Genomic DNA, 21,887 nt, shown 5'->3' on the forward strand with positions numbered 1-21,887 from the left:
CGCCCCTGGCCGCACCGCACCGCGCAGCTTGCGACTGGCACGGACGGCGCATGAAAAACGCCCTGGGAACGATCGGTCGGCGATCACGACGAAACGGCGTCAGATTACGGGTTGCGTGTGGGTTGCACAATACAGCAGACGTCCCGCGGCCGGTAGGCGGCATTTCCGATAGGGGGCCGGCCGGGCGCGGTCATTTGGCCGCATGCGTGGAGCCCATCCGTCATCGAAAGACGATGATCACGGCGCGTCAACAAGCTGCCAGTTGCGCATCGAGACGCTTGGATGAAACCTTGATCGCGGTCCCCAGTTGCTGGGCGAAGAGCTGCACACGGAATTCCTCGACCATCCAGCGCAGCAGGGTGAGTTCGTCCGACCAATGACCGCGCCGCATGGCTTTCTCGGCACGCTGCTTGTATGCCTGCCAATACGGCGCGACATCGCGCATGCGCGCCTTGTCGGCGGCGGCGCCGTCCGCGGCCAGCTTGTCGAGCCGGGCGTCGACGGCCTTGAGATAACGCGCCAGATCCTTCGCCCGGGCCCGCGGGTCATCGGCCGAACTGATGAAGCCGAGGTGGACCAGATGGGTCAGTTGGTCGTTGATGTCCTCGATCGACGCCATCCAGTCCAGGCCGATGTTCTTCGACAGCCGTTTGCGAATCGCGGCGAGCGTGTCCAGCATCGGTTCCAGCGCCTGCCAGAGCGCGACCGCGTCCGCCATCAAATGCGAACGCGCCGTCTCCAGCGCGGCGTCGAATTCGTCCGCCGTGACCGGGGTCGCGCCGAGACGCGCGTCGATCAGCGCGATCAGAAGATCCGCCACCAGCGCGGATTCGCCGTCCTGTTCGATAATGCCAACAAACGCCGGATCCACGCCGGTGGTTTCCGGCGGCCGGTCGAACTTCGCCACCGCATGACGCTTGAGGTTTGGCAGATCGCGCTTGACCAGTCGCGTGGGCCGGCTCGCCGCCAGCCGGATCAGGCGGATCACGCCACGGCGATGAACACGCGCCGCCTCCGCCGGCTCGTCGAGCAACTCCAGATCCACGTGATCGCCGCGATCGATCAACGCCGGCAAGGCCTCGATGCGCACCCCCGCATGCTCGAGCGTGACCGGCCGATCCAGCGCGACATCCGCCGGCCATGCCGTAAGCCCCGTGCGACGCAAATCATGGTCGGCAGATTGCGATACCGCCGCGCGGGCGCGTTCGCCCAGTTCCTGGCGCAGGCGTGACAGATCGCGGCCGGTGGCGATGGTCTCGCCGGCCTCATCCACAACCTCGAAACGCATGCGCAGGTGATCGCTCGGCGCGAAACCCTCCCAGGCATCGTCGGGAATTTCCAGTCCGGTCATCTCGCGGATGGCGCGGCGCAGCGCGGCTTCCGGATCGCCCGAGCCGAATTCGACCCGTTCGGCGGCGGCGCGGGCAAACTCCGGCACGGGCACCACACGCTTGCGCAGCGTCTTCGGCAGCGCCTTGAGATATTCGCGAAACTTCTCCTCCAGCAGACCGGGCACGAGCCAGCCGGCGCGCTCACCCGACATCTGGTTGAGCGCGGCCAGCGGAATACGCGCCGTGACGCCATCGTCGGGCCGCCCCGGCTCGAACGCATAATCGAGCTTGACCGGCAGGTCACCGAGCGTCATCGATTCCGGATAGGCGCCCTCTTCCAGTTCGACCCCGGCCGAGCGCAGCAGCTGGTCCTCGTCAAAATGCAGGATGTCGGCGTCGTTTTTCTTCAACCACTGATCGAGCGTCTTGCGGTCGTGCACTGTCGCCGGCAATCGCGCGTCGTAGAACGCCGCCTGCGTGGTCTCGTCCACCAGCAGATCGCGCCGGCGAAAACGCGCCTCGCGATTCTGGATCTCCTCGACCACCGCCTGGTTGTAGGCCAGAAACGCCGGCAGCTTGCCGCGCCGGTCGGCCACGGCAAAGGCGACCAGTCCGTCGCGGATGAAGATATCGCGTGCCAGCACCGGGTCGATGCGGCCGAAATCGACCTTGCGCCCATCGGCGAGGGTCAGCCCGAACAGCTTGACCCGCTCGCGTGCCGCAACCTGGCCCCGGCGTTTCTCCCAATGCGGATCGTAGTGCTCACGCGTGACCAGATGCGCCGCGGCCTGCTCGATCCACCTGGGGTCGACGCCGGCCACGGTGTGCGCGAACAAGGCGCTGGTCTCGATCAGCTCACCGGCCACGATCCATTTCGGCGGGCGCCGGGCCAGCCCCGACCCGGGAAAGATGCGGAACTTGCGCCCGCGCGCGCCGAGATACTCGGCGCCCTTCTTCTTCGGCTTGCCCTCGCCCGGCTCGTCGAGCTGACCGACATGATCGAGCAGTCCCGGCAGCAGCGCCTGGTGCAGTGTCACCGGATCGACATCCGCCAGTGGCCCGCGCGCCGGGTCGCTGTTGAGCCCGATATCGTGGCCGATCCGGCGCAGCTGGCGCGCCAGATCCTCCCACTCGCGCATACGCATGAAATTGATGAAGCGGTTCTTGCACCAGGCCCGCAGCTTGTTGCCGGACAGCTCGCGCCGGGCGTCGACGAACGCGTCCCAAAGCCGCAACAGGCTGATGAAATCCGATCGATTGTCGGTAAACGGCTTGTGTGCGGCGTCGGCCGCTTCACGCATGCCGGCCGGACGCTCGCGCGGGTCCTGGATCGTCAGCCCGGATGCGATCACGCGCATGGCCGGCGAAACACCGAGCGCGTTGCCGGCGATCAGCATGCGGCCGATGCGCGGATCGAGCGGCAGCCGCGCGAGCTGGCGGCCGAGTGGGGTAATGCGGCCGTCGGCGAGTGCCTCGAGCTGGGCGAGCAGATTGCGACCGTCGTTGATATAGCGCCGCTCGGGGGGATCGATGAACGGAAATTCCTCGATCGCGCCGAGCTTCAGATCGGCCATCGTGAGCAGTACGTTGGCCAGATTGGTGCGCCGGATCTCCGGGTCGGTGAAATCGGGCCGGGCCGCGTAGTCGGCCTCGTCGAACAGCCGGATGCACACCCCGGGCGCCACGCGGCCGCAACGCCCCGCGCGCTGGTTGCAACTGGCCTTGGACACCGGCTCGATCGGCAACCGTTGCACCTTGGCGGCGGTGGAATATCGGCTGATGCGCGCCAGGCCGGTATCGACCACGTAGCGGATGCCGGGCACGGTGAGCGAGGTTTCGGCCACGTTGGTCGACAACACCACGCGGCGCCCGTTGGAGGCCGAAAAGATCCGGTTCTGCGCCGAGCGTGTCAGCCGGGCATACAACGGCACGATCTCGGCGGCGAACTTGTCGCCGGCCAGCGCCTTCGACAGATGCCGCTCGGTATCGCGAATGTCGCGCTCGCCCGGCAGAAAGACCAGGATGTCGCCCGGCCCGTCGCGCCAGAGCTCGCGCACGGCACTTTCGATCGCGTCGGGCCAGTCCAGCGCGCGCTCGGCGTCCGGCTCGACCGGCGGCCGATAGCGCACCTCGACCGGATAGCCACGGCCCTCGACATTGATGATCGGCGCGTCGTCAAAGAATTCGGCGAAGCGCTCCGGGTCGATGGTCGCCGAGGTCACGATGACCTTCAGATCCGGCCGGTTCGGCAGGATGCGCTTGAGATAGCCGAGCAGAAAATCGACGTTGAGCGTGCGCTCGTGGGCCTCGTCGATGACGATGGCCTCGTACTTGTTCAGAAACCGGTCGCGCGCGGTTTCGGCCAGCAGGATGCCGTCGGTCATCAGCTTGACCTGGGTGGCATCGGAGAGCTTGTTCTCGAAGCGCGTCTGGAAGCCGACCAGGCCGCCGAATTCGGTGCCGGTTTCCTCGGCCACGCGCTGGCCCACGCTGCGTGCCGCGAGCCGGCGCGGCTGGGTATGCCCGATCAGGCCGCGATCGCCGATGCCGGCCTGCAGCAACAGTTTCGGCAGCTGCGTGGTCTTGCCCGAGCCCGTCTCGCCGCAGACGATGACCACTTGGTGCGATTCGATCGCCGCGCGGATCTCGTCCGCGCGGGCGGTGACCGGCAATCCCTCGGCCAGTGCGATCGGCGGGCGCTCCGCGGCGCGTCGTTCCGTGATCGCCGCGCTAGCGGCGATGTCTTGCTCGACGTTGGCCCGGGCCGCGGCGTCGCCGGCCTTGTTCCATTGCCGGAGCAGCCGATAGCGGTCGCGCGTCTGCACGCGATCGAGAACATCTTCGATGGATTGCTGGGTGTCAGTGGACAATGGCGGTTCCCGAAAGTCCGTCGGTTTAGCCGGCTTGCAAATAACCTTTTGCCGATCGGATCAGTAAAATACTGATCGTCATTCGCCGGGACGACTCAATGAATTTTCATACGCGCAAGTGGATCAAGCCGGAAGACCTGAACCCGAACGGCACCTTGTTCGGGGGCAGCCTGCTGCGCTGGATCGACGAAGAATCCGCGATCTACGCGATCATCCAGCTCGAAAACCCGCGTATCGTCACGAAGTACATCTCGGAAATCAATTTCGTGTCGACCGCCGTCCAGTCCGACGTCATCGAACTGGGCATCATGGCGACCAAATTCGGGCGTACGTCGCTGACCATGTGCTGCGAAGTGCGCAACAAGATCAGCCGCAAGTCGATTCTGACCATCGACCAGATCGTATTCGTCTCGGTCGACGAACACGGCCGCCCGAAACCGCACGGCAAGACCGAGATCAGCTACGACGACACAGACCGGCCGCGCGGCACCGGCGATTGAGCCGCATGCGAGCGCCGTTGCCGAGGCACGGCCGACGCTGGCTGTTGAGCCTGGCGCTCGCCGGGGCGGCCGCATTGGCCGGCTGCGGGCCGCCGGCCACGCTCAAGAAGCGATCGGGTTACTGGGCTGACCAAAGCGTACAGGCCAGCGCATACAACTATCGCGTGCGTTTTCTGGTCCTGCACTACACCAGAGATCGCGCCGGCCGCGCGTTGAAGGTGCTGACGGGGCCTCATGTGAGCGTGCATTACCTGGTTGGGCCGCATCCGGCGACACGCGACGGCGCGCCCATCGTGCGCCAGCTCGTGCCCGAGGACGAACGCGCGTGGCATGCCGGGGTCAGCAGCTGGGCCGGGCGCCATCACATCAACGACACCTCGATCGGTATCGAGATCGTCAATCTGGGCCCCATCGACACGCCGGGCGAGCCGCGTCGATGGCAACCCTATACCGATGCCCAGATCCGGGCTGTGATCGCGCTGGCCCGCGATATCGTGACGCGTTACGACATCAAGCCGGCGAACGTGGTCGGACATGCCGACATCGCCCCGCAGCGCAAGATCGACCCCGGCCCGGCGTTCCCATGGCACTGGCTCTACGAAGCGGGTATCGGCGCCTGGCCCGATCCGGAACGGGTGGCGATATATGCGCGGCGTTTCGCCGACCATGCGCCGCCCGTGGCGCGGATCCAGTCCCGGCTCGCCGACTATGGCTACGACCTGCCGGTCAGCGGTCGGCTCGATGCGCGAACCCGCGCGGTATTGCGTGCCTTTCAGATGCACTTCCGTCCGTCCGGCGTGAACGGCATGCCCGATACCCAGACGCTGGCCCGGCTGTGGGCGCTCGATGCCCAGTATCGATAAAAGCGGCGCCACGCGGTGCCGCTTTCTCTTTTACCGGGATATGGCCGCGGTCAACTACATCGGGGGCACGGTGCCATTACGCCCGACAATCACGCGCTCGGCGCTGAATTTGCCATCGGCCTGCGGCCCGGCGACGAACACATGGGCACCGGCCTTGATATCCGAACGGCTACCCGGCGCCACCTTGACCGTGGGCACGTCGGCCGGCACCACGATGGTCTTGCTGCCCTTGCCGTAATCCACCTGCAGGGTGATCGACTGGCCGCCGCCCGACGCGCTGGTCACACTGCCGTTGGTCATGCTCGAGCCCGAGCTCATCGAGCCGCCGCTCTTCGCGCTCACCGTGCCATTGGTCATGCTTGAGCCGCCGCTCATGCCACCACTGGTTTTGGCGCTGACGGTGCCGTTGGTCATGCTCGAACCATTGGCGGTGGCACTGCCCTGACCGCCGGCGCTGCCATTTGCCATCGCCGGCGACAGATCCCAGCCGTAATCACCCAGGCCCGTGCCCTTCATCGACGGCGGAAAGATCACCATCTCAAGCGCCCGGTTCTCGCCATCGCGTTCGACATTGGCCGTGCCGATGAAGGTGCCCTTGTCGATGTTCGACAGATCGCCTTTCGTCACGGCCGCGATCTTGGTATCCGACGACAGCACGACCTGGCGCTCGTCGCCGGATCGGGTGGTCATCGTAAAGCCATTGTCGGATACCGACGTGATCCGGCCGCGCAGATGCTGGGTGTCGGCGGCGAGCGCCGGCAGCGCGGTCAGGGCGGCGAGTGCGATGGCGCCGGCTACGGCGATGGATGTTGTGCGAATCAGATTTTTCTTCATTGGTGAGCCTCACCATTAAATTGTGACCAATCGAATGTAACAGACGCGGCCGCTTTCAATATACGCCGACTACCTGAGTTCGATGGCCGCCAGTTCCAGGGCGAGCTGTCGCGACTGTTCGCTGAGCCGTTGTGCCAGCCAATATGACCCCTGCATCTCGTAGGCGAGATGCGAATCCGGATCGGGCCCCGGCGTGCGGCCGACTTCGCGGCGCGCCAGTGCCTGCAGACGCCGTGTATCGCCGGAACGCAACGCCCGGGCGCTGGCCAGCAGCATCCGCCGCATGACCGACCGTCGTGCGGTCAGCAATTCATGAGTCGCGCCCCACTGGGGGCTGTCTTCGCGCTGCGCGGCGGCCGTGGCCAGCATTTCCAGCCCACTCAGTATCGAGCGATGCAGCCGCTGGATCTCCTCCAGCCGCCCGGCCGGCACGCCGAGTTCCTTGGCCACCGGCGCAATCAGCGAGCGCAGCGCCACCAGCCGGCGCGACAATTGGGCAAATACGCTCACCTGCTCTTTCGCAGCCATCGGCGAACCGATCATCAGGCGAGGATAGAGCCGCGCGCATTCGCGCAGATTCTCCGCCAGACGAAAACGCCAGTCGTAGGTGGCATACAGGGGAAAGGCGAAGGAGAACACGAGCGCCACCAGTGTGCCGATACCGACGTTGGCCGCCCGCCACAGGCCGATATCCAGTGCGTTGTCGCCGTGGCCACCGACGATCACCAGCGTGATGCCGGTCAGCAGCGCGATATAGCCCGCCTTGCCGACCGCGTAGTAGGCACAGATGCCCGCCAGAATGGAGGTCAGCGCGTATGTGAGCGACGTCATGCCGAGCACGCTGTGCTGGGCGATGAGCAACAGCCCCAGGGCGGCGCCGATCGCAGTTGCCACGCCGCGCTCGAAGGCTTTCTTGCGAATATTGCCGTGATGCTGGAGTCCGCCGATCACCACCAGCAACGTGATCGAGGCCCAGAATCCGTACGGCACGCCCAGGCCGGTGGTCAGGCCGATCGACGCGCCCATCGCCACCGCCACCCGCAGCGCATGCAGATACCGCGCATTGCGATAGCGAAAATAAGGCGAGCGGCCGAGATGCCAGAGATAGCCGAGCCAACTGCGCTGGCCCCGTCGGCGCGTGAAGCGACCGCGTCGGCGTTTCACGCGCGCGCCGGTCAAGGTACTCCGTCGCTCAACCACCCGATCGCAGCAGGCGATCCCGGGCCGCGACCGCGCGCCGCGCCGCATCCTCACGGTCGTCACCGAATACCGTCATATGCCCCATCTTGCGGCCCGCGCGGGCTTCGCCCTTGCCGTAGAGATGCAGTTTGAGTGCCGGATCGGCCAACGCCGCCGTCCAGTCCGGGGCACCGTCCTGCCAGAGATCGCCCAGCAGGTTCACCATTGCCGACGGGGCCAGCCGCGTGGTGTCGCCCAACGGCAGACCACAGACACTGCGCAGCTGCTGCTCGAACTGACTGGTGGCACAGGCATCGAACGAGAAATGCCCGGAATTGTGCGGGCGCGGTGCCAGCTCGTTCACGCGCAGGGTGCCGTCGCGGCCGAGGAAGAACTCCACGCACAGCACGCCGACCACATCCAGCGCCTCCAGCACGCCGCGCGCGATTCGTATCGCCTCGTCGGCCACCCTCGGATCGAGCACCGCGTCCGGGATGGAGACATCCAGAATATGATCGCGGTGCCGGTTCTCGACCACGCCGTAATGGGCGAATGCGCCGTCCGCGCCGCGCGCGGCAATCACCGAGACCTCGCTGTCGAAATCGACGAAGCCTTCCAGCACCGCCTCGCCGGCGCCGATCGCCGTCCACGCCGTATCGGCCTCGTCCGGCGACTTGATTACGTACTGGCCCTTGCCGTCGTAGCCGAAGCCGGCGGTCTTGAGCACGCACGGCGTGCCCAGCCGCTCGATCGCCCCGGTCAGCGTGGCGCGATCGGGCACGTGTTCGAACGGCGCGGTGGGAAAACCCGCCCCATGCAGAAAATCCTTCTCGCGCCGGCGATGTTGCGCGATATGCAACACCCGGCCGTCCGGGCGCACCGGGACGTACTCGGCGGCCGTCGCGGCGGCCTCGAACGGCACATTCTCGAATTCGAAGGTCACCACATCGACGCGCGAAGCAAATTCCGCCACGGCGTCCAGATCCTGGTAGTCGCCCACCGCCTCGCGATCGGCGACCTGGCCCATCGGCGTATCGTCGCCCGGTGAGAAGGTATGCACGCGATAGCCCATGCGGCGCGCCGAAAGCGCGAACATGCGCCCGAGCTGACCGCTGCCGAGCACGCCTACGGTCGATCCCGGAGCAATGGTGGAACGAAAACCACTGGATCGCGTCATGACAACGTCTCGTTTCGAACTTTTTCGGCCTGTGCGGCCCGGAAATCGGCGAGCGCCCGGCGTAACGGCTCGCGGCGGGTGGCCAACTGGGCGACGGCGAACAGCGCGGCGTTCTTGGCGCCGGAGTCGCCGATGGCGAAGGTGGCCGTCGGCACGCCGCCCGGCATCTGCACGATCGACAACAGCGAGTCGATGCCCTGCAGCGCCCGGCTCTTGACCGGTACGCCGAGCACCGGCACCAGCGTCTGGGCGGCCACCATGCCCGGCAGGTGCGCCGCCCCGCCGGCACCGGCGATGATCACCTCCAGGCCGCGGTCTTCGGCCGTGGTGGCGTATTCACGCATCAGATCCGGCGTGCGATGGGCCGAAACCACACGGCACTCGTGCGGAATCTCGAAACGCTCGAGCATCTCGTGCGCATGGCGCATGGTGTCCCAGTCGGACGTGCTGCCCATGATCACGCCGACGAGCGGCTTGTCTTCGGCCATTTCGTGCCCCCTGCGGGTCGCAGAAAAGCGGTCTAGTCTAGCAACAAAGGCGCCCCGTGTTCCGTCCTGCGACCAATGACGGACCCGTGTCTTTCTCAGTCCAGAACCACCAGGCGGTTGGGCAGCTCGTTGCGCGCATGCGTGGCCGGCACGGCCTCGGCGAGACGGGCACCGCAGGCTTCCACGCATTCGACGAACCCCGCCTCGGTCTCGCCTGCCGCGACACGCGCCGTGAACCGCTCGATGATCGCCGACCAGCTGGCGTCGTCGATGCGCGCGGCCACGCCGTGATCGGTCAGGATCTCGACATAGCGTTCGGCTTCGGCCACGAAGATCAGTACCCCGGTGGCCGCCTCCGTGCGATGCAGGCTCTGCTCGAGGAACTGGCTGCGAGCCAGTGCCGCGGCGCGTGCATGCCGCAGGCCCCTGGGCACCAACCGCGGTGTGACCGCCGGCAGTTGAAAGATCGCGCCGAGCACCACGAACACGCCCCACTGAACCAGCAGCAGCGTGCGCACGTCGAACCATGCCGGAAAGAAAACGACCAGCCCCGGCAGCATGAGCGCGGCCAGCGCAGCCCAGAACAGCCCCACCCAGCGATATTCATCGGCCTGGCGCGCGACCACGGTGACCACTTCGGCATCGGTATCGCGCTCGATTCGATTGATGGCCTCGGCCACGGCCTCGCGTGCCCGTTCGTTGAAAACCGTCATCGCTTACCAACCTCCCGAGGCACCACCGCCCCCGAAGCCGCCACCGCCGCCGGAGAATCCGCCCCCGCCGAGGCCGCCGCCACCGAAACCACCGGCACCCCCACCGAATCCTCCGCCCATGGGGATGAACCACGGCATGAAGCCACCGCGGCGCCGGCGCCCGCCACGACCACCGCCACCGCCGCCGCCGAACAGCGCGACAATGGCGATGATGAGCACAAAGAACATCAGCGTATGCCCGAGCGAGGGCCGCCGTTGTTCGTGCTGCTGATGCTGCATCGCCTGCGAGGCCTGCTGCACCAACTCGGACGGCGGTTTGCCGCCGAGCAGCTGGACGATGGCGGCCGTGCCCCGGAGCACGCCGGCGTCGAAATCGCCCTTCTTGAAGGCAGGCTCGATGACCTGATGGATGATCACCGAGGACTTGGCGTCGGTCAGCTGCCCTTCCAGGCCGTAGCCGACCTCGATCCGGACCGCATGCTCTTTCTTGGCGATGATCAACAGCGCGCCGTTGTTCTTTTTCTTCTGCCCGATACCCCAGGCGCGGCCGAGCTGGTAGCCATAGGTCTCGATCGAGTCGCCGCCGAGATCGGGCAGCGTGACCACGACGACCTGATCGCCGTTGGCCTGCTCGAGGGCCGCCAGCATGCGGGTGAGCCGTGACTCCGCGGCCGGCGAAAGCATCTGTGCGTTGTCCACCACCCGGCCGGTCAGCTTGGGAAAATCCGGTTTGGCGTCGGCGACGCAGGCGGTCGCGATCAACGCCAGCGCGACCAGGGCAACAAACGCCCGGCGCAGGCCAGGCCGCATCAGAACGACACCTTGGGCGCCTGCGCCGCGTTCGGCGACGAGGCCTTGAAATTGGCGTGCGGCTTCATGTCGCTATACAGCAGCCAATGCCAGATCCGGCCGGGAAACGTCACCAGATCGGTGTTGTATTTCTGTACCGCCTGAATGTAATCGCGCCGCGCGACCGCGATCCGGTTCTCGGTGCCCTCCAGCTGCGACTGCAGCGCCAGGAAATTCTGGTTCGATTTCAGGTCCGGATAGCGCTCGGATACCGCGAGCAGCCGGCCCAGTGCCCCCGACAGCTGATTCTGGGCCGACAGATAGCGCTTGAGCTTGTCGGGGTTGTCGATGGTACTGGCATCGACCTGGATCGACGTGGCCTTGGCCCGCGCCTGGGTGACCGCGGTGAGTGTGTCCCGCTCCTGCTTGGCGTAGCCCTTGACCGTGGATACCAGATTCGGAATCAGATCGGCCCGGCGCTGGTACTCGTTCTGCACCTGGGCCCATGCGGCGTTGACCGCCTGGTTGTCACGCGGGATGGTATTCACCCCGCAGCCGGCCAGCAGGCCGACGAGCACAAGCACGACGAGCCAGCGCAGGGACTTGAATCCAGAGTGGGGCAACACGGCAGACGAAGCGGTCATCGAGGGCAGCGATTGATGGGCGATGCGCCGATACTAAACGTAACGCAAGCAGCGCGTCAGGAACCTTTGTCGTCTGCAACGATCCCAGAGTTGCCAAGCCCCTTTGAGAGGTCACATGAAACGACGAGCTACGGCACTATTTCTGCTGTCCCTGATGGCCGGCAGCGCTCTTGCCGCCGGGCCCGACTCCGGATCCAGGTCAGCGCCGACATTGCATGAAAGCGACAGCGTGACGATCGCCGCGGCGCCGGACATCGTGTGGTCCACCGTGCGCGATTACGACGCACCGAGTGTCTGGGATCCGTTCATCACCAGCACCACGCTCACGCGCGGCAAGAACAACAAGCCCGGGGCCAAACGCCACATGACCACGGCGGATGGCAGCACCATCGACGATACGCTGACCGCCTGGAACGCCGGCAAGCGCATGTTCGCCACGCGCATGATCCACACCGACATGCCGCTACGACACTATCGCGACCGGGTCGAGGTCGAGGCCACCGCCTCGGGCTCACGGCTGATCTGGCAGGCCCGCTTCCAGTCCGCCGCCGGCGCGGTACCCGGGAAAGTGCGGGCCCTCGTCAAGCACCGAATGAAGCACGCGCTGGCCCATGTCAAGGTCATGCTCGGCACCGGTAACGGCGCTTCGAAGCCGCATGCGGCCGGTGCTACAACGACAGCTGCACCGTCTCCGGCTCAGTCGTGAGCGGCGTCGGCTTTCGTGTTCGGTAAACACCAATCGCCCGATCGATGCGCGGCGGCGCCGGCTCGGCTTCATCCGGCCTGCTCATGCCCGCGCCCTGGCCCGGGCCCTGGTCCTCGTCCGGCCGTGATCGTCCACGCGCGCCAGACTGGCGCGAAACAGCAACCATGCCATCGCGCCGGCGAGGACGTTGCCCGCCAGCGCGCCGAGCGCCGTCGTGGTCATGCTGGATGCGAATACGCCGAGGGCCACGCAGGGCAGATAGCAGACAAACAGGCGCGCGAACGAGATGAGCATGGCCCGCACCGGCCAGCCGAGCGCGTTCGAGGCCGATACCACGATCATGCAGACACCCAGCAGCGCATAGCTCGGCAGCATGAAACGGATGAGCTGTACCAGGTCATGCTGGACCGCGGCGTTGCCGGCCAATGCCGCCGCCACCCGGGGGGCGGCCAACGCCATGGCCATGCCGAAAAGCAACTGCCAGATCAGCACCGCCTGAAACGCGATATGCGTCAGCGCCCGGATGCGCGGCCAGTTGCCGGCACCGTAACAATGCCCCAGCCACGGCGGCAACGACATGGTCAGGCCCAGCACGACCATCAGCGACATGGTCTCCAGCCGGCTCTGCAGCCCCCAGGCGGCAACCGCCGGATCGCCGAGCGTCGCCACCAGCCCGGTCGTCACCATCGCCGCCAGCGGCGGCATCAGCTGGCTGATCATGGCCGGCCCGGCGATCACCGCAAACGGCCGCGTCGAACGCCGGGCCTCCTCGACCAGGCCGGCGTTCGACAGCCAGTCCTGGCGCCACAGGCACGCCGCGAGAATCGACAACCCGATCAGAAAGGCGATGATGGTCGCGATCGCCGCGCCCGGCAGCCCGAAGCCGCCGACCGGCCCCCAGCCGAAGATCATCAGCGGATCCAGCGCCAGATTGCACAGACTGGTGAGCACCATCAGCATGCCCGGCAGGCGCGTGTCGTTGTGTGCCCGAAACAGCGTGTAACCGAAGTACAAAAGCGCCGACAACCAGTTGGCCACGAGCTGGATTGCCCAGTACGGCGCAATCCGATCGAGGTTCTCGGCGCTGGCCCCGAGCTGCGCGAAGATCATGTCGTGGGCGAACCAGAGCACGATCGCGAGCACGCCGACGGTCAGGCTGCCGCCGATCAGCACCAGCGAACCCAGGCGTCGCGATCTCTCGATCTCGCCGGCGCCGATCGCGCGCGATATCAGTGCCGCGATCGCGATGCCGAGACCCACCTGAATCCCGATCATCAGAAAGGTGACGGGGAACGTGAACGACTGGGCTGCCAACGGCCCGGTTCCCAGCCGCGCGACGAAGGCGGCGTCGACCAGCTGGAAGCCCAGCAACGACAGCACCCCGATCGCCATCGGCCAGGTCTGGGCGAACAATTGGCGTCGCAGAGACCACAGGCTGGCCTGCGAGGCGGTTTCCGGCACGCGGGCCTCGAACGGACAATGAAGACAGACGATCATTCTACGCCAAGACCCGTCGCCCACCCGCCAACCGCCTGCGAGTTCCGCCCATGACCCGATCCATCCCGCAAGCCGACACCCGCTGGCCACAGGTCGTGATCTTCGATCTCGACGGTACGCTGATTGACAGCGCGGCGGACATCGCCGCCGCGGTCAACGCGGCACTCAGGGACCACGGCATCGTCATTGACGCCGCCGCCACACGCCGGTTCGTCGGCGATGGCGCCCGGAAGCTCATCGAGCGCGTCCTCGACGCCCATGCCGTAGCCGCCACCGGCACGGAGATCGACGCGCTCACAGCTGCCTTCACGGCCCGCTACCAGGACCGCCCCTGCCAGGACAGCGTCGTCTTCGACGGCGCCGGACAGGCGCTCGCTCGTCTGCGGGCCGATGGCAGACGGCTCGCGGTCTGCACCAACAAGCCGCAGCGGATCGCCGAGCACGTGATCGCGCATCTCGGCCTGGACGAATATATCGATGTGGTGATCGGGGCCGGCGTTCACCCACTCAAGCCCGATCCGGCGCCGCTACGGGCCTGCCTCGCGGCATTGGCCTGCGATGCCGACGCCGCGCTGTACGTGGGCGACATGGCCGTCGATCGCAAGGCCGGTCACGCCGCCGGCCTGCCGGTGCTGCTCGCGGCATTCGGCTACGCCGCCGCCCCGGTCGCCGAACTCGGCGCGGACGGCGTACTGACGCATTGGCATGACATGCCAGGCGCGATCGCCGCTCTGCGCCGTTCCGCTTGACGGGCGCGGCGCGTATGGATTGTGCCCGACTGCCGTGGGCGTCGTGCATCAGCCGAGCGGCAATCGGCGAGCGCTGATCATCGGCAGCGCGATGGCGCTGCCGAGCCCGCACGCCGGGCCGGCATCCCGGCCGGCGGGACACGGCCCGTTTTTTTTCGCCCCTGAGTAAACCTTGCCGCTAAATCATTGTCATAGCGCTGGGATGCGGTATGCCCGCCAATCGACGACAACAGACTCGGGACCCGGCAATGCACGTATTGATCATCGAAGACGATATCCCTCTTGCCACCCAGATCGGGGACACCATCGAAGCCGCTGGCGACGAGCCGGACTACGCCGACGACGAAGCGCTCGCGCTGCGACTGTGCGAGATGAACCGTTACGACATCGTCGTGCTGGACAGCGAAATGCCGCGCTGCGGCGTCGACGCGTTCTGCCGGCAGCTCACGGATGCCGCCGGCCGCCGAACCCCCGTGCTCGCACTCGCCGCGGGCTCTCTGCGCCCCTGCGATCCCGCGGAATGCGGGCCGCACGCCTTTGCGTTGCGCTCGGTCGAGCCCCGCGAGCTGCACGAGCAACTCAAGGCCCTGATGACCGAATGCGGCCAGGGGCTCGCGCAGCTCACCGCCGGCGAGCTGCACATGGACCTGGAACAACGCAGCGTCTACTGCGGACAGATCCCGGTCGAACTCGCGCCCATCAGCTTCCGCATCCTCGAACTCCTGGTACGCGCCTGTCCGGGCGTGGTCACGCGTGCCCAGATCGAAAAACAGATCTGGGACGACAACCCGCCGGAATCCGATGCCGCGCTGCGCGGCCACATTCATCGCCTGCGCCAGCTGCTCGAACGTCCTACCGCGAAACAGATGATTCGAACCGTCCATGGTGTGGGTTACCAGCTCGATACCGCGCATTGAAAATCAGTGGGTTAAGAAGACCTCCGATAACCGGGTTTTAAAGCGGATTCGAGATGCAGCGGCGAGATCGGCCCGGCCCACACGCCGGCACGCGTTACCGGACATGACTGTGCCAGGCTGGCGCGATCGGTTAGAATGCGCGCCTGGCCGCCGTGGTGGAATAGGTAGACACGCTAGGTTTAGGTCCTAGTAGCCGTGAGGCTGTGGGGGTTCAAGTCCCTCCGGCGGCACCAACTCGCGTTGCTGAATCAGCCGTTAGCCGCATCGACGGGCGCCCGCCCGTGCCGTCGTCGGTGCGACGATGCCGGGAACGGCGACCGCGGATCCGCGCTGGCGTGAGCATCTTTTCTCCCGAGTAAGGCCTTGTGCGCCCCGTGGCCACGGCCGATCGGTTTCTCCGACGCACCGGCCTGATGCATAGTATGGCCACAATCCACGGCTGGAACCGATACATGGCTTTCAATACCCAGGACGCCCCGGGCGTGCACGAACAGGTGCCGGGCGAGACACAGGGTTTCGTGTTCAACCACACGATGATCCGCGTGGTCGATCCGGAAGCTTCGCTGGCTTTTTATACCAAGGTGTTCGGTATGCGCCTGTTGCGTACCAGCGAGAACCCGGACGGCCAGTTCACGTTGTATTTCCTGGCCACCACGGAAGGCGATGACGTGCCGGAGGACGAATCCGAGCGCGTGAAATACGTGGGCCGGCGCGAAGGCGTACTCGAGCTCACGCACAACTGGGGCACCGAAAACGACCCCAACGCCCGTTATCACGACGGCAATTCCGAGCCGCAGGGCTTTGGCCACATCTGCTTCACGGTGCCCGATCTCCAGGCCGCCTGCGACTGGATGGACCGGAACAATGTGGAATTCAAGAAGCGCCCGGAAGACGGGCGCATGCACCATATCGCCTTCGTGAAGGATCCCGACGGCTACTGGATCGAGCTGGTCGAGCACGGCTGATCCGCAGTGAACGGCGGGCCGTGAGGCCCGCCGTTGCGCCATACGCAACGCATGCCGCGCGTTGTCGGCAACAACGCCGCGTCCGCCGCGCGAGCGCGCCCGTTGTTCAGGCTGTGACGCTGGCGGGGCGACGCCGGCTCGATCAATCCAACGACACATGTCATGAAAATACTGGTCCCCATCAAGCGCGCGATCGATTACAACGTGCATATCCGCATCGCCGACGACGGCTCCGGCGTAATCACGGACGGCGTGAAGCACAGCGTGAATCCGTTCGATGAGATTGCGCTCGAGCAGGCGATCCGCTGGCAGGAAGCCGGCACGGTGGATGAGGTTATCGCCGTGAGCATCGGCGACGATGCCTGCACCGAGCAATTGCGCACGGCCCTGGCCTTCGGCTGCGACCGCGCCCTGCGTATCGCTCACGACGGGCCCGTGGCCCCACTGACCGCCGCGCGTACGCTGGCCGCGCTGGCCGCCCGCGAGTCGCCGGATATCGTGTTAATGGGCAAGCAGGCGATCGATGACGACCATGGCCAGACCGGCCAGATGACCGCCGCCGTGCTCGGCTGGCCACAAGCTACCTTCGCCTCCGCCATCGCGCTCAACGACGGTTCGGCGCGGGTCACGCGCGAAGTCGACGCCGGCCTGGAAACCCTGGAAGTCGACCTGCCGGCGGTCATCACCGTGGACCTTCGTCTGAACGAACCGCGCTATCTCAAGCTACCCAACATCATGAAGGCGAAAAAGAAGCCGATCGAGGAATCCAGCCTCGAAGCGCTGGGCGTCGAAGCCGACACATCGATACAAGTCGTGTGCACGACCGCCCCGCCCGCGCGCCAGCCCGGCGTCATGGTCGACTCGCCGGCAGCGCTGGTGACTGAGCTCAAGAACAAGGGGCTGCTATGAGCACCGTCCTGATCATCGCCGATCACCGCCACGGCGTGCTGGCCGCGCCCACCCGCAAGGCCGCGCGCTGTGCGGCCGATTTTGGCGCCGATGCCGTGGATATTCTGGTGTTGGCCGAGGACGGCGCGGATATCGCCGCTCAGGCGGCGCGAATCTCCGGCATCCGGACCGTCAAGCACATCGATCACGCCGCCAACGCACAGCCGCTGGCCGCCACGGCCGCGCCGCAGATCGTCGCGGCCGTCGAAGGCGGCGATTACAGCCATGTACTCGGCTCCAATTCCAGCTTCGGCAAGGACGTGATACCGCGGGTCGCCGCCCTGCTCGGCGTCGGGATGGTGACCGACCTGATGCGCGTACTCGGCGCGTATCGGTTCCAGCGGCCGACCTATGCCGGCAATGCGGTGGAGACACTCGCCGTCCCCGACGATCGCATCCTGGTCGCCACCGTCCGCGGCGCCTCGTTCGAGCCTGCGGCGGAACAGGGTCAGGCCAAGATCGAAGCCATCGATACCGATGCCCGACTGCCCGGGCACACCCGCCACATCGGGATGGCGGAACACGCCAGCGAACGGCCGGATCTCGGCACGGCATCGCGCGTGGTCGCCGGTGGTCGCGCCGTGGGCAGCGAGGAAAACTTCCGCGTGATCTACGATTTTGCCGATCACATCGGCGCCGCCGTGGGCGCATCCCGTGCCGCAGTCGATGCCGGCTACGTGCCCAACGACATGCAGGTGGGCCAGACCGGCAAGATCATCGCCCCGGCGCTGTATATCGGTTTCGGCATCTCGGGCGCAATCCAGCACCTGGCCGGAATCAAGGATGCCGGCACCATCGTCGCGGTGAACAAGGATCCGGATGCCCCGATCTTCGAGGTTGCCGACTACGGCCTGGTGGGCGATCTGTTCGCGGTGATACCCGAACTCATCAGCGCCATCGACTGAGCGGGCGGGCCGTCAGCGCGGACCGAAACCGCGCTCCAGCGTCTGCACCGAGACCACGCGCGCGTTCTCGATCGTGACTTCGCGCATCAGGCGGTTGCTGCCGAAGTTGTAGATCCAGCGTTCGCGTTAGACCGGATGCGCGGCGTGACGCAGGAATAACCGATGCGAACCGCCATGGTAGCGCAACGAATTCACATAGCCGCGGCTGCGCTGGACGGGCTCGCCGCAGGCCTTGAGCAGCGCATACATGGACAACCGCGGGGCAACGCTTGCCGGGCTGCAGTGGCCGTTGGGCGACAGCGCACCGGCACGAAAGCCGTACCCGGCCGTGGCGATGGATATCACGCGCCTTTCGCGGAACACAATCTGATCCATCAGGCGCCGCGGTCCGCGGTTGTACGTCCATTCCGTCATGGACGGCACCCCCGTGGCCGGCGCAGCGCCCCACCACGGATCGCGGAAACTCGATGGCCCACAGGCGTGCACCAGCCTGGCCGCCGGATCGTCATCGGTTACCAGATGACCGTTGCAGCGCAGCGAATCGGCCCGGGCGGCGCCCGGCAGCAAGCCGGCGGACAGGATGAGCGTGACCAGCGCACGACGGTGCCGGGGCCCGGACGAACGGTGACTAGGGCCTGTTGCCGTTTCGTACACGTGCCGCGTTGGAGACCGCAAATCCGTCGAGACAAGGCGCGCGTCGCCGGTCGTGGCGTGTCACGATCAAGACGCGCAACGCCGTATCGGGGCCCTGGTTGATTTTATGGGCGGCCCAACCCTTCGGGACAAGCGCTGTTTTGCCACAATCCAGCGTTGCAGCTCGCTCGCGTAGACTCGATACGGCCTGGTTTCGCAACGCCGCCAGACGCGGTGACGGCCGCGCGCAGTGTAAGGTTACTTGCGAGACAGGACACTAGCCGGGGCCTGCCACATGGTATCGCCGCCCGTGATACCGCAGCGTCGCGCCGTTCGGGCCGATGCTTTCCACCGCGGGGCCGGCTGCCAGACGCTCGCCCTCGTGATAACGACGCCCATTGACAAGGATGAAACTCCGCCCTGGCACGGTGCTGTACAGTTGACCGTTGATATCCACCGATGGCACATCGTCGAACGCGGACTGATCCGGCGCGTCCGCGCCATTGCCGCCGCCCGCTGTATTCGGCCGGCTCGCGGGGGCGGCGTCCGTGGCCCCGTCGCCGGTCAGCGGCACATTCGAATAGCGCACGCGTCCGTGAGACGGCGAGTCGCCGTTCGTCCCGGTCGCGACCCGATTTGCGCGGCCGGCGGATGGAGCTGCGGCGGCGGTCGCCGCGGTGTTGCGATCCGAACGCGTCGTCCCACCGTGGGACGTGGCCGGTGTCGACGACGTGGACCGGACGGGCCCCGCGGCCTGGTTGCCGGTTTTGTTATCGGCGATGGACAACCCGGGCGCGAACCCTGTGAGTTTGTCACTGTTGCCAGGCGGCGGCGCATCCGCCAGCGCCACGGCGGATGCCGGATGCCCCGGTCGCGCACGCCAGACATAGATCGCCAGTGCCACGTTGGTGGCCACGAGAATCGCCACCAGCCACAACCAGGGCCCGGGACGCTGGCCGGCCGGCAAGGCCGCAGCGCCGGCCGACAAGGCCCGGATATCCAGCTCCTGGCGCGCGTAGCGCTCGCGTTCGGCCTTTTTCAGTGCATCGACGAGATAGGACACTTATTTTCTGTCCGAAGACTTGGTGGACGTCAGCGACGGCGCGCCCGGGGACGGCACAGCGCCATTGAGCATCATCTGGGTGCGCGGGCCGGCGATGCCGTCCGGCTTGAGGCCGTGCGATTTCTGGAATGCCTTGAGTCGCTTGCCCAGGGCATCGTCGTAGACCGGCGACGGGGGGCCAACCTGGCTGTCGGGATGCTTGCCGTCGATCTGCATCAGACGCTTGCGCAGCCAGACCACGGCCCCCCCCACCGAACCCGGCTGGATCAGCCCCACACCGGCGTCCGAACGCCAGATCACCCGGAAGCGGCCGGTCCAGAGCTGGAGCAGAAGTTGACGATCCACGTCGCGCGTGCCCTCGCCTCCCACAAGCGTCACCGTGCCGTCGTCATTGATGCTGCTGAGCAGCACGGTCTGACGGTGGTCCTTTTCCTGGAGTGTGAGCAGCGCCGGGCGGTTGTAACGCTTGATGGTGGCAAAGTCGCCGGTGTCGTCAAGACAGCGCAGGTCGCCCACATGCAGTTTCGAACAGCCGCTGCGAATCTGTGCGCCGAACACGCCCCAGAGCCGGAGCAGCTGATTCATGTCGGCATCGCCCTTGGGCAGGGTATGCGTTTCCTTTTTTTTCTTTTTGCCGGAGGACTTCGCCTTGTTGCCGTCAGCCGAGGCCTTGTCGTCGGTCGTCGTGTCGGTCTTGGTCTGCGTCTTGCCCTGCGGGCCCGCCGCGTCACCGTCGGTCTTGTCCTTCCGGCTTCCATCCTTGGATGGGTCCCCGGCCGCCGTTTTTTCGCCGTTCCCGCCACCCGGGCTATGGGCCGGTGTCTTGCCCGTCCCGTCGGCCCCGGCGTTGGCAGGGCTGGAGGTGGTCGCCGCGTTCTTTGCTTTCGGGTCGGCGGCGGCGATACGCTCGCTGCTGGCATGGGCCTCTCGGATCCCCTCCGCTGCTCTGGTCAGGGGAATATCGGGCAGCCAGGCCAGCCCGACCGCGATCCCGGTCACGGCGAGTGCGCCGGTCGGCAACGCGAAACGCCACCAGCGCGTCTGTGGTCGACGCGGACGGGCCGGCAACGTTTCGGCTGCCGCGCGCATGACGGTCCACGGCCCGACATAGGAACGACTGTGTGCATACGCACCCATCAGGGCGCGTTCGCTGACCATGTTGATCAGCCGGGGGACGCCCTGCGTCAGCAGGCGCAGCGCCATGACGGCCGCCGCGGAGAACAAGTGCTGCGGCCCGCCGGCACGTTCCAGGCGATGCTGGACGTATGCCCGGGTCTCGGCCAGGCCCAGCGGCTGTAGACGGAAACGAGCCGTGATGCGCTGGGCGAGCTGGCGCAGGTCGTGTCGGGCCAGCATTTCGTCGAGCTCGGGCTGACCGACCAGGATCACCCGCAGCAACTTGGCCTTGTGTGTCTCCAGGTTGGTCAGCAGGCGCAGCTGCTCCAGTACCGCCCGCGAGAGATTCTGCGCCTCGTCGATGATCAGCACGGTGCGCCGGTTGGCCGCATGCGCCTCGAGTAGATGCGCGTTCAGGCGATCGACGAGGGCCTTGAGCGTGGTATCCCGCTCGGCGTCATAATCCACGCCGAGTTCGTCGCAGACCGTCGCCACGAATTCGGTGACGCCCAGATGCGGGTTCCAGCACAGCGCGATGTCCAGGTCCGGCGTCTCGTTCTGGACCAGCGCCCGTATGAGCGTGGTCTTGCCGGTACCGACCTCGCCCACCAGGGCCACGAAACCGCCCTGCTCACCCGCGCCATACAGCAAATGCCCGAGTGCTTCGCGGTGGCTGTGACCCAGATAAAGAAAGGCCGGGTCCGGCGTGGCCGCGAACGGATAGCTGTCAAAGCCGAAGTACCGCAGATACATCAATAAACCCCAGGCCCCGGCCGTCGTGACCGAAAGTGGTCGATCAGCCGGCGTGGCAAGCGGTCGCCCCGTCGCGCGCCAACAGTCTGCCCGCCGCCGAACGCGCGGGCAAGCATGCCGACGCTGCCGGCGAACAGCCGCGGACCCGCGGCGTACGCGCGCGCCGAGTGCACACCGGGCCATCCCTTGATCCGTCGCGCGTTGATTGTATACAAACCAGCTTCCTATCTTCTTGCCGACCGCGGGC

21 protein-coding genes and 1 tRNA gene are annotated in these 21,887 nt (G+C 66.5%); 9 read left to right on the top strand and 13 right to left on the bottom strand.

Annotation, left to right across the window (positions count from 1 at the left end; genetic code table 11):
* Nucleotides 1-247: 247 nt before the first annotated feature.
* Nucleotides 248-4,201: an ATP-dependent RNA helicase HrpA gene (gene hrpA / locus ACS8YF_RS01785; RefSeq protein WP_440848506.1), complete on the bottom strand. Its 3,954-nt coding sequence runs from the start codon at nt 4,199-4,201 to the stop codon at nt 248-250.
* Nucleotides 4,202-4,299: 98 nt separating this feature from the next.
* Between hrpA and ACS8YF_RS01790 the strand changes: the two genes are divergently transcribed.
* Entirely contained in the window at nt 4,300-4,701 is a 402-nt protein-coding gene (locus ACS8YF_RS01790; protein ID WP_440848507.1) for an acyl-CoA thioesterase, read from the top strand.
* Between the two features lie 5 nt (nt 4,702-4,706).
* Entirely contained in the window at nt 4,707-5,564 is an 858-nt protein-coding gene (locus tag ACS8YF_RS01795) for an N-acetylmuramoyl-L-alanine amidase (protein ID WP_440848508.1), read from the top strand.
* Nucleotides 5,565-5,618: 54 nt separating this feature from the next.
* Here the strand turns inward: ACS8YF_RS01795 and ACS8YF_RS01800 are convergent, their stop codons facing one another.
* The 7 genes from ACS8YF_RS01800 to ACS8YF_RS01830 all read right to left on the bottom strand — a co-directional run bounded on the left by ACS8YF_RS01800 (nt 5,619) and on the right by ACS8YF_RS01830 (nt 11,388).
* Nucleotides 5,619-6,398: a metal ABC transporter permease gene (locus ACS8YF_RS01800; protein ID WP_440848509.1), complete on the bottom strand. Its 780-nt coding sequence runs from the start codon at nt 6,396-6,398 to the stop codon at nt 5,619-5,621.
* A gap of 69 nt (nt 6,399-6,467) precedes the next feature.
* Nucleotides 6,468-7,562 carry an FUSC family protein gene (locus ACS8YF_RS01805; RefSeq protein ID WP_440848510.1) on the bottom strand — a complete coding sequence of 365 codons (1,095 nt, stop codon included), beginning with the start codon at nt 7,560-7,562 and terminating at the stop codon, nt 6,468-6,470.
* A gap of 28 nt (nt 7,563-7,590) precedes the next feature.
* A complete protein-coding gene (locus ACS8YF_RS01810) occupies nt 7,591-8,754 on the bottom strand; it encodes a 5-(carboxyamino)imidazole ribonucleotide synthase (protein ID WP_440848511.1) in 1,164 nt (387 codons plus the stop codon).
* Nucleotides 8,751-9,242, bottom strand: a complete 492-nt coding sequence (purE, locus tag ACS8YF_RS01815) for a 5-(carboxyamino)imidazole ribonucleotide mutase (RefSeq protein WP_440848512.1) — start codon at nt 9,240-9,242, stop codon at nt 8,751-8,753. The genes ACS8YF_RS01810 and purE overlap by 4 nt, the downstream gene beginning before the upstream one ends.
* 95 nt (nt 9,243-9,337) lie before the next feature.
* Entirely contained in the window at nt 9,338-9,955 is a 618-nt protein-coding gene (locus tag ACS8YF_RS01820) for a TPM domain-containing protein (protein WP_440848513.1), read from the bottom strand.
* A gap of 3 nt (nt 9,956-9,958) precedes the next feature.
* Nucleotides 9,959-10,765, bottom strand: a complete 807-nt coding sequence (locus tag ACS8YF_RS01825) for a TPM domain-containing protein (protein ID WP_440848514.1) — start codon at nt 10,763-10,765, stop codon at nt 9,959-9,961.
* On the bottom strand, nt 10,765-11,388 hold the full coding sequence (locus tag ACS8YF_RS01830) for a LemA family protein (protein ID WP_440848515.1): 624 nt from the start codon (nt 11,386-11,388) through the stop codon (nt 10,765-10,767). Before ACS8YF_RS01830 ends, ACS8YF_RS01825 begins: the two co-directional genes overlap by 1 nt.
* 115 nt (nt 11,389-11,503) lie before the next feature.
* On the opposite strand from ACS8YF_RS01830, the gene ACS8YF_RS01835 reads away from it, so the two are divergent.
* Nucleotides 11,504-12,094: an SRPBCC family protein gene (locus tag ACS8YF_RS01835; protein WP_440848516.1), complete on the top strand. Its 591-nt coding sequence runs from the start codon at nt 11,504-11,506 to the stop codon at nt 12,092-12,094.
* An 81-nt stretch (nt 12,095-12,175) separates the two neighbouring features.
* On the opposite strand, the gene ACS8YF_RS01840 is transcribed toward ACS8YF_RS01835, so the two are convergent.
* Nucleotides 12,176-13,591 carry an MATE family efflux transporter gene (locus tag ACS8YF_RS01840; RefSeq protein ID WP_440848517.1) on the bottom strand — a complete coding sequence of 472 codons (1,416 nt, stop codon included), beginning with the start codon at nt 13,589-13,591 and terminating at the stop codon, nt 12,176-12,178.
* Nucleotides 13,592-13,686: 95 nt separating this feature from the next.
* On the opposite strand from ACS8YF_RS01840, the gene ACS8YF_RS01845 reads away from it, so the two are divergent.
* The 6 genes from ACS8YF_RS01845 to ACS8YF_RS01870 all read left to right on the top strand — a co-directional run bounded on the left by ACS8YF_RS01845 (nt 13,687) and on the right by ACS8YF_RS01870 (nt 18,075).
* On the top strand, nt 13,687-14,340 hold the full coding sequence (locus tag ACS8YF_RS01845) for an HAD-IA family hydrolase (protein ID WP_440848518.1): 654 nt from the start codon (nt 13,687-13,689) through the stop codon (nt 14,338-14,340).
* A gap of 248 nt (nt 14,341-14,588) precedes the next feature.
* The gene (locus ACS8YF_RS01850; protein WP_158590770.1) at nt 14,589-15,257 is read left to right on the top strand and encodes a response regulator transcription factor; all 669 of its coding nucleotides are present in this window, start codon (nt 14,589-14,591) and stop codon (nt 15,255-15,257) included.
* A 146-nt stretch (nt 15,258-15,403) separates the two neighbouring features.
* Nucleotides 15,404-15,490, top strand: a tRNA-Leu gene (locus ACS8YF_RS01855).
* A gap of 219 nt (nt 15,491-15,709) precedes the next feature.
* Complete coding sequence (gene gloA, locus ACS8YF_RS01860; protein ID WP_440848519.1) at nt 15,710-16,222, top strand: lactoylglutathione lyase; 513 nt, start codon at nt 15,710-15,712, stop codon at nt 16,220-16,222.
* A gap of 162 nt (nt 16,223-16,384) precedes the next feature.
* A complete protein-coding gene (locus tag ACS8YF_RS01865) occupies nt 16,385-17,131 on the top strand; it encodes an electron transfer flavoprotein subunit beta/FixA family protein (protein WP_440848520.1) in 747 nt (248 codons plus the stop codon).
* A complete protein-coding gene (locus tag ACS8YF_RS01870) occupies nt 17,128-18,075 on the top strand; it encodes an electron transfer flavoprotein subunit alpha/FixB family protein (protein WP_440848521.1) in 948 nt (315 codons plus the stop codon). Before ACS8YF_RS01865 ends, ACS8YF_RS01870 begins: the two co-directional genes overlap by 4 nt.
* 12 nt (nt 18,076-18,087) lie before the next feature.
* Here the strand turns inward: ACS8YF_RS01870 and ACS8YF_RS01875 are convergent, their stop codons facing one another.
* The 4 genes from ACS8YF_RS01875 to ACS8YF_RS01890 all read right to left on the bottom strand — a co-directional run bounded on the left by ACS8YF_RS01875 (nt 18,088) and on the right by ACS8YF_RS01890 (nt 21,640).
* Nucleotides 18,088-18,189: a DUF2845 domain-containing protein gene (locus ACS8YF_RS01875; RefSeq protein WP_440848565.1), complete on the bottom strand. Its 102-nt coding sequence runs from the start codon at nt 18,187-18,189 to the stop codon at nt 18,088-18,090.
* A 12-nt stretch (nt 18,190-18,201) separates the two neighbouring features.
* Nucleotides 18,202-18,729, bottom strand: a complete 528-nt coding sequence (locus tag ACS8YF_RS01880; RefSeq protein WP_440848522.1) for a DUF2845 domain-containing protein — start codon at nt 18,727-18,729, stop codon at nt 18,202-18,204.
* A gap of 256 nt (nt 18,730-18,985) precedes the next feature.
* On the bottom strand, nt 18,986-19,771 hold the full coding sequence (locus ACS8YF_RS01885) for a general secretion pathway protein GspB (RefSeq protein WP_440848523.1): 786 nt from the start codon (nt 19,769-19,771) through the stop codon (nt 18,986-18,988).
* The gene (locus ACS8YF_RS01890) at nt 19,772-21,640 is read right to left on the bottom strand and encodes an AAA family ATPase (RefSeq protein WP_440848524.1); all 1,869 of its coding nucleotides are present in this window, start codon (nt 21,638-21,640) and stop codon (nt 19,772-19,774) included.
* Between the last annotated feature and the right edge of the window lie 247 nt (nt 21,641-21,887).

Source organism: Salinisphaera sp. SWV1 (assembly GCF_052044155.1).
Classification (GTDB): domain Bacteria; phylum Pseudomonadota; class Gammaproteobacteria; order Nevskiales; family Salinisphaeraceae; genus Salinisphaera.

What these genes read in the sequence shown, in the direction of transcription:
- ACS8YF_RS01790 (WP_440848507.1), top strand. Translation starts at nt 4,300, where the DNA reads ATGAATTTTCATACGCGCAAGTGGATCAAGCCGGAAGACCTGAACCCG.
- ACS8YF_RS01795 (WP_440848508.1), top strand. Translation starts at nt 4,707, where the DNA reads ATGCGAGCGCCGTTGCCGAGGCACGGCCGACGCTGGCTGTTGAGCCTG.
- ACS8YF_RS01800 (WP_440848509.1), bottom strand. Translation starts at nt 6,398, where the DNA reads ATGAAGAAAAATCTGATTCGCACAACATCCATCGCCGTAGCCGGCGCC.
- ACS8YF_RS01810 (WP_440848511.1), bottom strand. Translation starts at nt 8,754, where the DNA reads ATGACGCGATCCAGTGGTTTTCGTTCCACCATTGCTCCGGGATCGACC.
- purE (WP_440848512.1), bottom strand. Translation starts at nt 9,242, where the DNA reads ATGGCCGAAGACAAGCCGCTCGTCGGCGTGATCATGGGCAGCACGTCC.
- ACS8YF_RS01820 (WP_440848513.1), bottom strand. Translation starts at nt 9,955, where the DNA reads ATGACGGTTTTCAACGAACGGGCACGCGAGGCCGTGGCCGAGGCCATC.
- ACS8YF_RS01825 (WP_440848514.1), bottom strand. Translation starts at nt 10,765, where the DNA reads ATGCGGCCTGGCCTGCGCCGGGCGTTTGTTGCCCTGGTCGCGCTGGCG.
- ACS8YF_RS01830 (WP_440848515.1), bottom strand. Translation starts at nt 11,388, where the DNA reads ATGACCGCTTCGTCTGCCGTGTTGCCCCACTCTGGATTCAAGTCCCTG.
- ACS8YF_RS01835 (WP_440848516.1), top strand. Translation starts at nt 11,504, where the DNA reads ATGAAACGACGAGCTACGGCACTATTTCTGCTGTCCCTGATGGCCGGC.
- ACS8YF_RS01840 (WP_440848517.1), bottom strand. Translation starts at nt 13,591, where the DNA reads ATGATCGTCTGTCTTCATTGTCCGTTCGAGGCCCGCGTGCCGGAAACC.
- ACS8YF_RS01850 (WP_158590770.1), top strand. Translation starts at nt 14,589, where the DNA reads ATGCACGTATTGATCATCGAAGACGATATCCCTCTTGCCACCCAGATC.
- gloA (WP_440848519.1), top strand. Translation starts at nt 15,710, where the DNA reads ATGGCTTTCAATACCCAGGACGCCCCGGGCGTGCACGAACAGGTGCCG.
- ACS8YF_RS01865 (WP_440848520.1), top strand. Translation starts at nt 16,385, where the DNA reads ATGAAAATACTGGTCCCCATCAAGCGCGCGATCGATTACAACGTGCAT.
- ACS8YF_RS01870 (WP_440848521.1), top strand. Translation starts at nt 17,128, where the DNA reads ATGAGCACCGTCCTGATCATCGCCGATCACCGCCACGGCGTGCTGGCC.
- ACS8YF_RS01890 (WP_440848524.1), bottom strand. Translation starts at nt 21,640, where the DNA reads ATGTATCTGCGGTACTTCGGCTTTGACAGCTATCCGTTCGCGGCCACG.